Source organism: Pseudomonas sp. DD1 (assembly GCF_044510355.1).
In the GTDB taxonomy this organism is placed as follows: Bacteria; Pseudomonadota; Gammaproteobacteria; order Pseudomonadales; family Pseudomonadaceae; genus Aquipseudomonas; species Aquipseudomonas shahriarae.
In genome coordinates this window covers 1-14,562 of sequence record NZ_MSAJ01000004.1, presented here as the reverse complement: position 1 = coordinate 14,562, position 14,562 = coordinate 1, and the positions used below count along the sequence as shown (strand labels likewise).

General features: G+C 61.8%; 14 protein-coding genes. 12 read left to right on the top strand and 2 right to left on the bottom strand.

The genetic code is table 11. The annotated features are described in order from the left end of the window. Positions 1 to 65: 65 nt before the first annotated feature. Positions 66 to 536, top strand: a complete 471-nt coding sequence (locus PSFL_RS03145; RefSeq protein ID WP_397469679.1) for a hypothetical protein — start codon at positions 66 to 68, stop codon at positions 534 to 536. Positions 537 to 539: 3 nt separating this feature from the next. On the opposite strand, the gene PSFL_RS03140 is transcribed toward PSFL_RS03145, so the two are convergent. After that, positions 540 to 1,454 (bottom strand): DUF808 domain-containing protein, encoded by a 915-nt coding sequence (locus PSFL_RS03140; RefSeq protein ID WP_397469678.1) that lies wholly within the window; start codon positions 1,452 to 1,454, stop codon positions 540 to 542. Positions 1,455 to 1,588: 134 nt separating this feature from the next. Between PSFL_RS03140 and PSFL_RS03135 the strand changes: the two genes are divergently transcribed. Then, complete coding sequence (locus tag PSFL_RS03135) at positions 1,589 to 2,194, top strand: TetR/AcrR family transcriptional regulator (protein ID WP_057438851.1); 606 nt, start codon at positions 1,589 to 1,591, stop codon at positions 2,192 to 2,194. 210 nt (positions 2,195 to 2,404) lie between these two features. Further along, positions 2,405 to 2,863, top strand: a complete 459-nt coding sequence (locus tag PSFL_RS03130; protein ID WP_170059858.1) for an REP-associated tyrosine transposase — start codon at positions 2,405 to 2,407, stop codon at positions 2,861 to 2,863. 112 nt (positions 2,864 to 2,975) lie between these two features. Here the strand turns inward: PSFL_RS03130 and PSFL_RS03125 are convergent, their stop codons facing one another. After that, positions 2,976 to 3,416, bottom strand: coding sequence for a heme-binding protein (locus tag PSFL_RS03125; protein ID WP_057438850.1), 441 nt, complete (start codon positions 3,414 to 3,416; stop codon positions 2,976 to 2,978). Between the two features lie 268 nt (positions 3,417 to 3,684). Between PSFL_RS03125 and gcl the strand changes: the two genes are divergently transcribed. The 9 genes from gcl (at position 3,685) to PSFL_RS03080 (ending at position 14,370) form a co-directional block, all read left to right on the top strand. Then, the gene (gene gcl, locus PSFL_RS03120) at positions 3,685 to 5,460 is read left to right on the top strand and encodes a glyoxylate carboligase (RefSeq protein ID WP_057438849.1); all 1,776 of its coding nucleotides are present in this window, start codon (positions 3,685 to 3,687) and stop codon (positions 5,458 to 5,460) included. Positions 5,461 to 5,470: 10 nt separating this feature from the next. Continuing rightward, on the top strand, positions 5,471 to 6,253 hold the full coding sequence (hyi, locus tag PSFL_RS03115) for a hydroxypyruvate isomerase (protein ID WP_170045843.1): 783 nt from the start codon (positions 5,471 to 5,473) through the stop codon (positions 6,251 to 6,253). 57 nt (positions 6,254 to 6,310) lie between these two features. Beyond that, positions 6,311 to 7,201 (top strand): 2-hydroxy-3-oxopropionate reductase, encoded by an 891-nt coding sequence (locus tag PSFL_RS03110; RefSeq protein ID WP_273865562.1) that lies wholly within the window; start codon positions 6,311 to 6,313, stop codon positions 7,199 to 7,201. A gap of 106 nt (positions 7,202 to 7,307) precedes the next feature. Continuing rightward, positions 7,308 to 8,588: a glycerate kinase gene (locus PSFL_RS03105; RefSeq protein ID WP_057438846.1), complete on the top strand. Its 1,281-nt coding sequence runs from the start codon at positions 7,308 to 7,310 to the stop codon at positions 8,586 to 8,588. After that, complete coding sequence (gene pyk / locus PSFL_RS03100) at positions 8,578 to 9,993, top strand: pyruvate kinase (RefSeq protein WP_057958973.1); 1,416 nt, start codon at positions 8,578 to 8,580, stop codon at positions 9,991 to 9,993. The genes PSFL_RS03105 and pyk overlap by 11 nt, the downstream gene beginning before the upstream one ends. A 120-nt stretch (positions 9,994 to 10,113) precedes the next feature. Next, positions 10,114 to 10,989, top strand: coding sequence for an urea transporter (locus tag PSFL_RS03095; protein WP_169876543.1), 876 nt, complete (start codon positions 10,114 to 10,116; stop codon positions 10,987 to 10,989). A gap of 31 nt (positions 10,990 to 11,020) precedes the next feature. Continuing rightward, positions 11,021 to 11,845 carry an ion transporter gene (locus tag PSFL_RS03090; RefSeq protein ID WP_057438844.1) on the top strand — a complete coding sequence of 275 codons (825 nt, stop codon included), beginning with the start codon at positions 11,021 to 11,023 and terminating at the stop codon, positions 11,843 to 11,845. Positions 11,846 to 11,938: 93 nt separating this feature from the next. Then, positions 11,939 to 12,943, top strand: coding sequence for a sulfate ABC transporter substrate-binding protein (locus PSFL_RS03085; RefSeq protein ID WP_057438843.1), 1,005 nt, complete (start codon positions 11,939 to 11,941; stop codon positions 12,941 to 12,943). A gap of 230 nt (positions 12,944 to 13,173) precedes the next feature. Next, positions 13,174 to 14,370 carry an MFS transporter gene (locus PSFL_RS03080; protein WP_057438842.1) on the top strand — a complete coding sequence of 399 codons (1,197 nt, stop codon included), beginning with the start codon at positions 13,174 to 13,176 and terminating at the stop codon, positions 14,368 to 14,370. The last annotated feature ends 192 nt before the right edge of the window (positions 14,371 to 14,562 follow it).

Here is a 14,562-nt window from a genome sequence, read left to right as displayed (position 1 = left end):
TAAGCCCGACACAAAACAGGCTGACCGCACTCTGCCCACCTCGAACTTTCCAGTGGAACTTCAACATGACGCTATCGGTTTCCCAACCCACCCTCACGGCACCCACCCTCGCCGCGCCCCCGACGGCTGAATCCCAAGCCTCAACAAAACCTCATCTGGACGCCCCCAGAGGCGCCTATGGCCGACCGCGCGGCGATAATCGCAGCGCAGGACAAATCTTCAAGGACACTCCGATCCTCAAGGACATCCTCAAACAAGATGGTCCTTTTGCAAGCAACTTCATCAATCAGCTCAAGCAGCAAACCGGCGATTGGAGCGCAGCCAATCGCGACCCCGAATCACGTGCCAATGCCGCCTATAACCTGGCCAAAGTGGCAACCTATATTGATGGCCGCGAGGACTTGGAGCGTCAGGGCCCAGCCCAGCAAAACGATGAGCACGTACAGGGTTTTGGCCAGTTCGGCAGTGTTTCCGCAGGCTCGGAAGCGCAGCTGTTCAAGGCATTCAGCGAAAAAGGTTACAGCGCGCTGCGGTAACGCCTAGCCCCTCAAGGCGCGCCACGCCTTGCTCGCTACAGACACCAGCGCCAGCACCAGCGCCCCGGCGATGATCCCCGCGACGGCATTGAGCAGGGTCGGCATCAGCCAGGAGATGCCACCGATACTCTGGCTCACGCTTTCAATCCAGTGATGAACCGCGGGCACGCCGTGGGTGAGGATGCCACCGCCGACCATGAACATTGCCGCCGTGCCGATCACCGACAGGCTTTTCATCATGTACGGTGCGGTTCGCAGAAGTCCGTTGCCGATATCACGTACCCACTGGCCGGGCTTTTGCGACATCCACAGGCCCAGGTCATCGAGCTTGACGATACCGGCCACCAGGCCGTACACGCCGATGGTCATGACCAGGGCGATGCCCGACAGCACGATCACTTGCTGCATCAACGGCGCATCCGCCACGGTGCCCAGGGTGATCGCGATGATTTCGGCCGAGAGGATAAAGTCGGTGCGGATGGCGCCCTTGATCTTGTCCTTTTCGAAGGCCACCAGGTCCGTTGCCGGATCGGCCACGGCTGCGACCAACTGGGCATGTTCGGCCTGATCTTCGGCCTTGCTGTGGAGGAATTTATGGGCGAGCTTTTCAAAGCCCTCGAAACACAGATAGGCGCCGCCGAGCATTAACAGTGGGGTGACCGCCCAGGGCGCGAAGGCGCTGATCAACAGCGCGGTGGGCACCAGGATCAGCTTGTTGATAAACGAACCCTTGGCAACCGCCCACACCACCGGGATTTCCCGCTCGGCGCGCACGCCGGAAACTTGCTGGGCATTGAGCGCCAAGTCATCCCCCAGCACCCCGGCGGTTTTCTTGGCGGCCATTTTTGTCATCAGGGCCACGTCGTCGAGGACGGCGGCGATGTCATCAATCAATACCAACAAGCTGCTTCCTGCCATGAATCGGACGTCCTTAATGTGGGATATTTCGCAGCATAGCGTGGTACAAAGCGTCGCGGGCAGATTCTTGAGGCCCGCGGATCGCCGGTGCTACCATGCGCAACCGCCTGTCCTGGCAAGGAATCATCTGGTCTATGAGCACCATTCGCGAGCGCAACAAAGAACTGATCCTGCGGGCAGCCAGCGAGGAGTTTGCCGACAAGGGCTTCGCCGCGACCAAAACCAGCGACATCGCCGCCAAGGCCGGGCTACCCAAACCCAACGTCTATTACTACTTCAAGTCCAAGGACAACCTCTACCGCGAGGTGCTCGAAAGCATCATCGAGCCGATCCTGGCCGCCTCCACCCCCTTCAACCCGGACGGTGACCCCAAGCAAGTGCTGAGCAGCTATATTCGCTCGAAGATCAGCATCTCCCGCGACCTGCCCTTTGCCTCGAAAGTGTTCGCCAGCGAAATCATGCACGGCGCGCCACACCTGAGCCCCGAGCAGGTGCAGCAGCTCAACGCCCAGGCCAAGCACAACATCGACTGCATCCAGAGCTGGGTCGATCGCGGCCTGATCGCCGCCATCGACCCTAACCACCTGATGTTCAGCATCTGGGCAGCGACCCAGACCTATGCCGACTTCGACTGGCAGATCTCAGCGGTGACCGGCAAGGCCAAGCTGGATGAGGCCGATTATGAAGCGGCGGCGCAGACGATTATTCGGTTGGTGTTGAAGGGGTGTGAGCCGGACTGAGGGACCGTGGTGTGGCCAAGATTCGCGAGCAAGCCCGCTCCCACACTAGATCTGTGCCAGACACAAAATGTATGAACAACGAAGATCCCATGTGGGAGCGGGCTTGCTCGCGAAAGTGCCCTCCCAGACACATCCTGCCAAAAGCCTGCCCATCAGCCTCAAACTCCCCGATCTAGCCTCTCAAGACCCCATCTGAAGAGAGGCAACGGAATGCCTGATCGAGCCACCTCACACCGCCTACGCATTGGCCGGTTCAGCGAAACCAACCGCATCTACCTAATCACCACCAACACCCACGAGCGCGTGCCGATCTTCAGCGATTTCCACCTGGGCCGCCTGGTGGTCTGGCAGTTCAGGCTTGCCCACTATCAAGGGCTGGCGAACTCTCTGGCCTGGGTGGTGATGCCCGACCACTTTCACTGGCTGATCGACCTGCAAAAGGGCTCCCTGGGGGACTTGATGTGCCAGGTAAAATCCAAAAGCACCCGTTCAGTCAATGGTGCCACTGGCCGCAAGGGAAGGCTTTGGCAAACCAGTTTTCATGATCGCGCACTGCGCAAGGAGGATGATCTGGTGAAGATGGCTAGGTATGTGGTGGCCAACCCATTGAGGGCGGGATTGGTGGAGAGGATTGGCGACTATCCGTTGTGGGATGCAATTTGGGTTTAGGTTTAAGACCGAGTCGCCCCTATCGCGAGCAAGCCCGCTCCCACATTTTGACCGTGTTCACAGGTCAAAACGCGGGCTTGCTCGCGATGAGGTTCTTACAAGCCCCGAGAAATCAAGCACTCACCCCCGCATCCGCCAACAACCCCACCCCTTCAATCGCGCTGATCGCGCACTGCTCATCAATATCCGACGTATCCCCACTGATCCCGATCGCCCCCAGCACCACCCCCGCCGGGTCCCGGATCAACACGCCGCCCGGCGCCGGCACCACGCCGCCCTGCCCCAGGCTGTTCAGCGCGGCGATAAATGCCGGGCGTTGCTGGGCATCCAGGGCCAGCAGGCGCGAGCCCTTGCCCAGGGCAATCGCGCCCCAGGCCTTGCCGATAGCGATTTGCGGGCGCAGCAGGCTGGCGCCGTCTTCGCGTTGCAGGGTGATCAGGTGCCCGCCGCTGTCGAGCACCGCGATGGTCAGCGGTGCAGCGGCAATGGTGCGGCCAGCGGTGATGGCCTGGCTGACCAGGTTGACTGCGACTTTCAAGGTTAGAGCGCTCATGGGTGCCGTCCTTATCTTGTTATTGAGAAAGCCTTTGGGCTCTGACTGATCAGAAGCCGGATGCAACAAATAGAACACAATAGATTTATTTTTTGTATACAATATTTCGAAACATACGCACCATACGTCGAAATAATCCCGCTAAAAAGCCTTCCGACGAATGCACAGGCGCGAGAATAAAATGGATTGACCTGCGCCGCTCGCCGTGAATACACTTTGAAGCAACACCACTTGTATACAATTACAAAACGCAAGAGGCACCAAAACCATGAGCAAAATGAGAGCAATCGAAGCCGCCGTTCTGGTGATGCGCCGTGAGGGTGTAGACACCGCCTTCGGTATCCCAGGCGCCGCGATCAACCCGTTGTATTCGGCCCTGCAAAAGGTCGGCGGCATCGATCACGTCCTCGCTCGCCACGTGGAAGGCGCTTCGCACATGGCCGAGGGGTATACCCGCACCAAGGCCGGCAATATCGGCGTGTGCATCGGCACTTCGGGCCCGGCGGGCACTGACATGGTCACCGGCCTGTACAGCGCCTCGGCCGACTCGATCCCGATCCTGTGCATCACCGGGCAAGCGCCCCGTGCCCGCATGCACAAGGAAGACTTCCAGGCCGTGGACATCACCAGCATCGTCAAGCCAGTGACCAAGTGGGCGACCACCGTGCTCGAACCTGGCCAAGTGCCGTATGCGTTCCAGAAAGCCTTCTATGAAATGCGCTCCGGGCGCCCCGGCCCGGTGCTGATCGACTTGCCGTTCGACGTGCAGATGGCCGAGATCGAGTTCGACATCGACGCCTACCAGCCACTGCCGTTGGCCAAGCCACTGGCCACACGCATCCAGGTCGAGAAAGCCCTGGCCATGCTCGACCAGGCTGAACGCCCGCTGCTGGTCAGCGGTGGCGGCGTGATCAATGCCGACGCCAGCGAGCTGTTGGTGGAATTTGCCGAACTGACCGGTATCCCAGTGATCCCGACGCTGATGGGCTGGGGCACCATCCCCGACGATCACCCGCTGATGGTGGGCATGGTCGGCCTGCAAACCTCGCACCGTTATGGCAACGCTACGATGCTCAAGTCCGACGTGGTATTGGGCGTCGGCAACCGCTGGGCCAACCGTCACACCGGCTCGGTGGAGGTATATACCGAAGGTCGCAAGTTCATTCACGTTGACATCGAGCCGACGCAAATCGGCCGTGTGTTCACCCCGGACCTGGGCATCGTGTCCGACGCCGGTGCCGCGCTGACGATGTTTATCGAAGTGGCCCGCGAGTGGAAAGCCGCCGGCAAGCTCAAGGACCGCAGCGCCTGGTTGCATGATTGCCAGCAGCGCAAAGCCACCCTGCACCGCAAGACCCACTTCGACAACGTCCCGGTCAAGCCGCAACGGGTGTACGAAGAGATGAACCAGGTGTTCGGCAAAGACACCTGCTACGTCAGCACCATCGGCCTGTCGCAGATTGCCGGTGCGCAGTTCCTGCACGTCTACAAGCCGCGCCACTGGATCAACTGCGGCCAGGCCGGCCCATTGGGCTGGACCATTCCGGCGGCACTGGGCGTGGTCAAGGCTGACCCAAGCCGCAAGGTGGTGGCGCTGTCCGGCGACTATGACTTCCAGTTCATGATCGAAGAGCTGGCCGTGGGTGCGCAGTTCAAACTGCCGTACATCCACGTGGTGGTAAACAACTCCTACCTGGGACTGATCCGCCAGGCCCAGCGCGGGTTTGAAATGGACTACTGTGTGCAGTTGTCTTTCGACAACCTCAACGCCCCGGAACTTAACGGTTATGGCGTCGACCACGTTGCCGTCGCCGAAGGCCTGGGTTGCAAGGCCCTGCGTGTGTTCGAGCCGGGCCAGATCCAGCCCGCGCTGCGCAAGGCCCAGGAAATGATCGAAGAGTTCAAGGTGCCGGTGATTGTCGAGATTATTCTGGAGCGCGTGACCAATATTTCCATGGGCACCGAGATCAACGCCGTCAACGAATTCGAAGATCTGGCACTGGTGGGCAACGACGCACCGACTGCCATTTCATTGCTCGATTAAGGAGAACCCCATGCCGCGTTTTGCCGCCAACCTGTCCATGCTGTTTACCGAACAGGACTTTCTCGCCCGCTTCAAAGCCGCCGCCGATGCCGGCTTCAGTGGGGTGGAATACCTGTTCCCCTACGAGTTCAGCTCCGCCGAAATCAAGGCACAACTCGACGCCCACGGCTTGACCCAAGTGCTGTTCAACCTGCCGGCCGGTGACTGGGCCAACGGCGAGCGCGGCCTGGCTTGCCACCCGGACCGGGTCGAAGAGTTCCGCGCCGGGGTCAACCTGGCCATCGCCTACGCCCAGGTGCTGGGCAATACCCAGATCAACTGTCTGGCGGGGATTCGCCCCGCCGGTGTGGATGACGCCACCCTGGAAAAAACCTTCGTCGCCAACCTCAAGTACGCAGCCGACAAGCTGCAGGCGGTGGGGATCAAGCTGGTGATGGAAGCGATCAACACCCGCGACATTCCAGGCTTCTACCTGAACAACACCGCGCAGGCCCTGGCGATTCGCGAACTGGTGGGCAGTGCCAACCTGTTCCTGCAGTACGACATCTATCACATGCAAATCATGGAAGGCGACCTGGCGCGCACCATGGCCACGCACCTGGATCAGATCAACCATATCCAGCTGGCGGACAACCCGGGGCGCAACGAGCCAGGCACCGGGGAGATCAACTACCGGTTCCTGTTCGAGCATCTGGATCGCATTGGCTATCAGGGGTGGGTCGGCTGTGAGTACAAGCCGTTGACCACCACCGAGGCTGGCCTGGGTTGGCTCAAGAGCCATAACGCCATCTGAGCAACCCCACAGGGGGCAGTGCCAGACCTGCACAACTAATAAAAAGAGGATTTCATCATGGCTAAAATCGGCTTTATCGGCACCGGCATCATGGGCCAACCCATGGCCGCGAACCTGCAGAAAGCAGGTCACCAACTGTTCCTCTCCGAGCACCACGGCAAGGCGCCCGCCGAGTTGATCGCCGCCGGTGCCGTGGCCCTGGCCAACCCGCAGCAAGTGGCCCAGGAAGCGGAATTCATCATCGTCATGGTGCCCGATACCCCCCAGGTCGATGACGTGCTGTTCCGCGCCGACGGTGTTGCCGCAGGCCTGTCGCCGAACAAAGTGGTGATCGACATGAGTTCGATCTCACCCACCGCCACCAAGGCCTTTGCCGCGAAGATCAACGCCACCGGCGCGCAGTACCTCGACGCCCCAGTGTCGGGCGGTGAAGTCGGCGCCAAGGCCGCGACCCTGAGCATCATGGTCGGCGGCGAGCCGCAAACGTTCGAACGCGCCCTGGCGCTGTTCCAGAGCATGGGCAAGAACATCACCCTGGTGGGCGGCAATGGTGATGGCCAGACCGCCAAGGTGGCAAACCAGATCATCGTGGCGCTGAACATCCAGGCGGTGGCCGAAGCGCTGCTGTTCGCCGCAAAGAACGGTGCAGATCCGGCCAAGGTCCGCGAAGCGCTGATGGGTGGTTTCGCCTCGTCGAAGATCCTTGAAGTGCATGGCGAGCGGATGATCAAGGGCACCTTCGATCCGGGTTTCCGTATCAACCTGCACCAGAAGGATCTGAACCTGGCCTTGGCCGGCGCCAAGGAGCTGGGGATCAACCTGCCCAACACCGCCGCTACCCAGCAAGTGTTCAGTACCTGCACCGCGATTGGCGGCGGCAACTGGGACCATTCGGCGCTGATCAAGGGGTTGGAGCATATGGCGAATTTCTCGATTCGCGATAAGTAACCCCCCTCTCGGAATGCAATCCCTGGTGGGAGCTGGTTTGCCTGCTCCCACATTTGGCCCTCATTCCACGCGTCAAACCCAATAACAAGAATCCGGGAGCCCGCTTATGTCGGTCGATCCGCAACACCTGCTTCGCGAGCTGTTTGCCACAGCCATCGACGCTGCCCACCCCCGGCAAGTCCTCGAACCTTATCTGCCCGCCGACCGCAGCGGCCGGGTGATCGTGATCGGCGCGGGCAAAGCCGCAGCCGCCATGGCCCTGGTCGTGGAAAACAGCTGGCAGGGCGAGGTTTCGGGCCTGGTGGTCACACGCTACGGCCACGGCGCACCCTGCCAGAAAATCGAAGTGGTCGAAGCAGCGCACCCCGTGCCGGATGCCGCCGGCCAGGCCGTGGCCAAGCGTGTGCTGGCGCTGATCAGCAACCTGGGCGAAGACGACCGGGTGATCTTCCTGCTGTCTGGCGGCGGTTCGGCCCTGTTGGCGTTGCCGGCAGCGGGTATCAGCCTGGCCGACAAACAAGCCATCAACAAAGCCCTGCTCAAATCCGGCGCGACCATCGGCGAGATGAATTGCGTGCGCAAGCACCTCTCGGCGATCAAGGGTGGGCGCCTGGCCAAGGCCGCCTGGCCGGCCACGGTCTACACCTACGCGATTTCCGATGTGCCGGGCGACCAGGCCACGGTGATTGCCTCCGGCCCGACCGTAGGCGACCCGAGCACCTCGCAACAGGCGCTGGCGATTCTCAAGCGTTACCAGATCGAAGTGCCGGCCTCGGTGCGCAGCTGGTTGCAGAACCCGGAATCAGAGACGGTCAAACCCGGCGACCCGTGCCTGGCGCGCAGCCATTTCCAATTGATCGCACGGCCGCAGCAATCCCTCGAAGCGGTGGCGGTGAAAGTGCGCCAGGCCGGTTTCAGCCCACTGATCCTCGGTGATCTGGAAGGCGAAGCGCGGGACGTGGCCAAGGTCCACGCCGGCATTGCCCGGCAAATCGTGCAGCACGGCCAGCCACTGGCGGCACCCTGCGTGATCCTGTCCGGCGGCGAGACCACCGTGACCGTGCGCGGCAATGGCCGTGGCGGACGCAACGCCGAATTCCTGCTGAGCCTGACCGACAGCCTCAAGGGCCTGCCCGGCGTCTACGCCCTGGCCGGTGACACCGACGGCATCGACGGCTCAGAAGACAACGCCGGGGCAATCATGACCCCCACCAGCTACGCCCGCGCCGAGGCCCTGGGCCTGTCGGCCAGCGATGAGCTGGATAACAACAATGGCTACGGCTATTTCGCGGCACTCGACGCGTTGATCGTCACCGAGCCGACCCGTACCAACGTCAACGACTTCCGCGCCATTTTGATACTTGAGACTGCTGCCCATGACGCCTGACAAGAAGGTCAAAATCCTCGCCACCCTGGGGCCGGCCACCGACGGTATTGATGACATCCGCGAGCTGGTGGAAGCCGGGGTGAACATCTTTCGCCTGAACTTCAGCCATGGCGAGCACGCCGACCATGCCCAGCGCTACCAATGGATCCGCCAGGTTGAACGCCAGCTCAATTACCCCCTGGGGATCCTGATGGACCTGCAAGGGCCCAAGCTGCGGGTCGGGCGTTTCGCCGAAGGCAAGGTGCAACTGGTGCGTGGCCAGGCATTGCGCCTGGACCTTGACCCGACACCGGGCGATCAGCGCCGGGTCAACCTGCCCCACCCGGAAATCATCAAGGCCCTGGAGCCGGGCATGGACCTGTTGCTGGATGACGGCAAGCTGCGCCTGCGGGTGATTACCAAGCATGCCGACGCGATCGACACCACAGTGTTGAATGGCGGCGAACTGTCCGACCGTAAAGGGGTGAACGTCCCACAAGCCTTGTTGGAACTCAGCCCACTGACCGCCAAGGACCGCCGCGACCTGAGCTTCGGCCTGGAGCTGGGCGTGGACTGGGTGGCGCTGTCGTTTGTGCAACGCCCCGAAGATATCCGCGAAGCCCGCGAGCTGATCGGTGACAAGGCGTTCTTGATGGCGAAGATCGAAAAACCCTCGGCGGTGCGCTACCTGCAGGAAATCGCCGAGTTGAGCGATGCGATCATGGTCGCCAGAGGGGACCTGGGCGTGGAAGTGCCGGCCGAAAGCGTGCCGCAAATCCAGAAAGACATCATCAGCACCTGCCGCCAGCTGGGCAAACCGGTGGTGGTGGCCACACAGATGCTCGAGTCCATGCGCTTCTCGCCGGCCCCCACCCGCGCCGAAGTCACCGACGTGGCCAATGCCGTAGCCGAAGGCGCCGATGCGGTGATGCTGTCGGCCGAAACCGCGTCCGGTGAATACCCGTTGGAAGCGGTGCAGATGATGAGCAAGATCATCCGCCAGGTGGAGAACGGCCCGGACTACCAGACCCAACTGGATGTAAGCCGACCCAAGGCCGATGCCACGGTGTCCGACGCCATCAGCTGCGCGATCCGTCGGATCAGCAGCATCCTGCCGGTGGCGGTGCTGGTGAACTACAGCGAGTCGGGCAGCTCCAGCCTGCGTGCAGCACGGGAGCGCCCGGCGGTGCCGATCCTCAACCTCACGCCCAACCTGTCCACTGCGCGCCGCTTGAGCGTGGCCTGGGGTGTGCATTCGGTGGTCAATGACCGCTTGAGGCAGGTGGACGAGGTGTGTTCCACCGCGCTGGAAATCGCCCAGGCCCAAGGCATGGCGCAGCGAGGGGATACCTTGTTGATCACGGCGGGGGTGCCGTTTGGGCAACCGGGGTCGACCAACTCGCTGCGCATTGAGACGTTGATCTAGCGTCTGTTCGGGCCTTATCGCGAGCAAGCCCGCCCCCACATTTGATTGGGTTCGCCAATCAAAATGGGGGAGCGGGCTTGCCTGCGATAAGGGCAACTCGGTCTCCCTGACTCCCTCACTATGCCCAACCCAACCTGCCCCGACTGGGCCGAAGCTCTGCTCAACGGCTTCAGCCAGATATTCCTGCAACGCCACCCGCTGTGTGGCCTGCTCTGCCTGCTGGCGATCCTCACCTGCGCCCCGGCCCTGCTCGGCGGTGCGCTGCTGGGCGGGGTCGCCGGCCTGCTCACGGCCCAGCGCCGCGACTATCCCAAGGCCGAGCGCCAGGCCGGGCTCTATAGCTACAACGGTGTGTTGCTGGGATTACTGATCAGCCAGCATTTCGCCTGGTCGGCCTTGCTGCCGCCGTTGATCCTGGCCTGCGGCGGCCTGAGTGCGATCCTGACCCGGCAATGGGTCAAGCGCACGGGCCATGGCGATGACTTGCCTGCCTATACCGTGCCCTTCGTCGGGTTAGGCTGGCTGTTGCTCGGCACGGTCGCACCTGCCGCGCTGCCTATCACTACGCCGGCCCCCCTGGACTGGCTAAGCGCTCCACTGATCGGCCTGGGGCAGATCGTGCTGCTGGATCAACCACTGGCCGGCGTGCTGATCGCCCTTGGCCTGCTGCTGGCCAGCCCTCGCGCAGCGCTGTGGGCCGTGGTGGGCGCCTGCAGCGGCATGGCACTCGGCCTGCTGCTCGACGACCGCGCTGGCGCCCTGCTCGGCCTGCACAGCTATAACCCGGCGCTTGCCGCCCTGGCCCTCAGCCAGTACCGGCGCCAACCCTGGCTGCCCCTGCTCGGCATCCTCCTGGCATGCCTGCTTGCCCCAGGCTTCGCCGGCCTGCACCTGGCACCGCTGACTGCGCCGTTTATCCTCGCCTGCTGGCTGGTGCGCGCCACCCTGCGTCTGCGGCACCGGTCCAACATGGACAGCCCGTTCGAATCCCCCTAGGCTTCGCAGATCTTCGATTCAGGCGGACTTCATGGACAGTAACAACGACTGGCGCCAGCGGCTCTACGTCATGGTTTTCCAGAGCGACACGGCGGCCGGGCGGCGCTTCGACGGCATCCTGTTGCTGATCATCCTCGCCAGCATAGTGATCGTGATGCTCGACAGCATCGACGTCGTGCACCAGAACTACGCCGATGTGCTGGCCTATATCGAGTGGGGCTTCACGCTGATCTTCGCCATCGAGTACGGCCTGCGCCTGTATTGCTCGCCCAAGCCATTGCGCTATGCCTTCAGTTTCTACGGGCTGGTGGACTTGCTGGCCATCGTCCCCGGCATCCTCGCCCTGTACTACAGCGACGCCCAGTACCTGCTGATTATCCGCATCATCCGCATGTTGCGGATCTTCCGGGTGCTCAAGCTCAGCCCGTACCTCAAGCAAGCCAACTACCTGATGTCGGCGCTGCGCGGCAGCAAGCAAAAGATCGTGGTGTTCCTGGTCAGCGTCTGCACCCTGGTGACGGTGTTCGGCACCCTGATGTACGTGATCGAGGGCCCGGAGCATGGCTTTACCAGCATCCCCAAGGGCATCTACTGGGCCATCGTGACCCTGACCACCGTGGGCTTTGGCGACATCGTGCCCAAGACCCCGCTGGGCCAGGTGATCTCGTCGCTGGTGATGATCACCGGCTACTCGATCATCGCCGTGCCCACCGGGATCTTTACCGCCGAACTGGCCAACGCCATGCGCGGCGAGCAATTGCAACACGACTGCCCGGTGTGCAAGAAAAGCAGCCACGAACCCAACGCGGCCTTCTGTTCGCGCTGCGGCAACGGGCTCTATAAAAAAGTGGAATAAGCAAAGTTCTTTTTAATCTTTAAGCGTCTATGCCACCGCGGCTATAGTCGTGGGCTATAAGCCACCACCTTCGCGAACAACAAGGAATGAGCAGTGAAAAAACTCGTTAGCGCTTCGCTCCTGGCCGCCGGCCTTGCACTGTCTATTGGCGCCCAGGCCGCCTCGACCACCCTGCTCAACGTCTCGTATGACGTGATGCGTGACTTCTACAAGGACTACAACGCGGCGTTCCAGAAGCACTGGCAAGCCGAACACCCGAACGACAAGCTGACCTTGCAGATGTCCTTCGGCGGTTCCAGCAAACAGGCGCGCTCGGTCATCGACGGCCTGCCGGCTGACGTGATCACCATGAACATGGCCACCGACATCAACGCCCTGGCGGACAACGGCAAACTGGTGCCCGACAACTGGGTCACCCGCCTGCCGAACAACAGCGCGCCATTCACTTCCGCCACCGTATTTATCGTACGCAAGGGCAACCCCAAGGCCCTGAAAGACTGGCCGGACCTGCTCAAGGATGGTGTACAGGTGATCGTGCCCAACCCCAAGACTTCCGGTAACGGGCGCTACACCTACCTGTCGGCCTGGGGCTATGTGCTGAAGAACGGCGGCGATGAAAACAAGGCCAAGGACTTTGTCGGCAAGCTGTTCAAGCAGGCACCGGTGCTCGATACCGGTGGCCGTGCCGCGACCACCACGTTCATGACCAACCAGATCGGCGACGTGCTGGTGACCTTTGAAAACGAAGCGGAAATGATTGCCCGTGAGTTCGGCCGCGATCAGTTCGAAGTGGTTTACCCAAGCGTTTCCGCTGAAGCCGAGCCGCCGGTGTCGGTGGTCGACAAAGTGGTCGAGAAGAAAGGCACCCGTGCGGTGGCCGATGACTACCTGAAATACCTGTGGTCGGCCGAAGGCCAGGAAATTGCCGCCAACAACTACCTGCGTCCACGTGACCCAGCGGTGCTGGCCAAATACACCGACCGTTTCCCGAAAGTTGACTTCCTCTCGGTAGAGAAGACCTTTGGCGACTGGCGCACCGTGCAGAAAACCCACTTCAATGATGGCGGGGTCTTCGACCAGATCTACAACGGTCAATAACTGACAAAACTCGTTCAAAAAATGTGGGAGCGGGCTTGCCCGCGATAGCGGTGTATCAGCCAGGTATTTCTAACCTGACACGCCGCCATCGCGGGCAAGCCCGCTCCCACATTAGGTTCTGCGCAAGGCATTAATGCCAGGCATGACTGAAATCATCAGTAACACTTTACCCCCTCCCTCGCCTACCCTTTACCCTTCACGCCATCCTTCCCCGTTTTAACGAGAACACCATGACCGCTACCTCACCCGCGACCGCCACCATGACCCGTGGCATGGTGCTGCTGTTTGCGTTCTGCTGTGGCGCCATCGTCGCCAACATCTACTACGCACAACCGATCATTGAGTTGATTGCCCCGGACATCGGCCTGACACCCGCCATGGCCAGCCTGATCGTGTCCCTGACCCAGATTGGCTATGCCCTGGGCCTGTTCTTCCTGGTGCCGCTGGGCGACCTGCTGGAAAACCGTCGGCTGATGATCATCACCACCGTGGTCGCCATCGCCAGCCTGTTGGGTGCAGCCTTCACCAAAGAACCGAACCTGTTCCTGTTGGTGTCGTTGCTGATTGGCTTCAGCTCGGTGTCAGTACAGATCCTGATTCCCCTGGCCGCGCACTTGGCACCTGCCGAGTCCCGTGGCCGGGTGGTGGGTAGCATCATGGGTGGCCTGTTGCTGGGCATCCTGCTGGCACGGCCGGTGTCCAGCCTGGTGGCGGACCACTTCGGCTGGCGGGCGATGTTCATGGCCGCAGCCGCGATGATGGCCATTATCAGCGTGGTGCTGTTGTTGACCGTGCCCAAACGCCAGCCGGACCACAGTGCCAGCTATGGCCAGTTGTTGCGCTCGTTGGCCACCCTGCTGCGCGAGCAACCGTTGCTGCGCCAACGGGCGTTCTACCAGGGTTGCCTGTTCGCTGCCTTCAGCCTGTTCTGGACCGCCGTGCCCCTGGAACTCTCACGCAACCACGGCTTGAGCCAGAGCCAGATCGCCCTGTTTGCCCTGGTCGGTGCCCTCGGCGCCATCGCAGCACCGATCAGTGGGCGCCTGGCGGACGCCGGCCACACCCACCGCGCTTCGTTGCTGGCCATGTTGCTGGCGGCCCTGAGCTTTCTACCGGCGCTGGTACATCCGGCCTACAGCGTCATCGGCTTGATGGTCACGGGCGTGGTCCTGGACTTCTGCGTGCAGATGAATATGGTCCTCGGCCAGCGCACCATCTATGCCCTCGACGCTCACAGCCGCAGCCGCTTGAACGCGCTGTACATGACCAGCATCTTCATCGGTGGCGCCTTTGGCTCGGCGATTGCCAGCAGTGTGTATGAACACGGCGGCTGGCTTGGGGTGATCCTGGTGGGTAGCGCGTTCCCGTTGGTGGCCTTGCTGCGCTTCTTGAGTGTGTCCAGGGGCGCGTCGACCGTAAGAGCCTGAACCCATCAGGTACCAACCCTCACCTACCGATGCCCTTGCCCTGCCTGGCCCTTCTCAAATAACCGAATGAGCCCCTGCAACAGCATGAGGGTACTCTGGAGCACACTCGTCAAGATCGCGAGTAGGGATTCAGCGGGAGCGGGTGCCGGCATAGGCGGTGGGGTCGGAGTCGGGGGCGGCACAGGGGTTGGC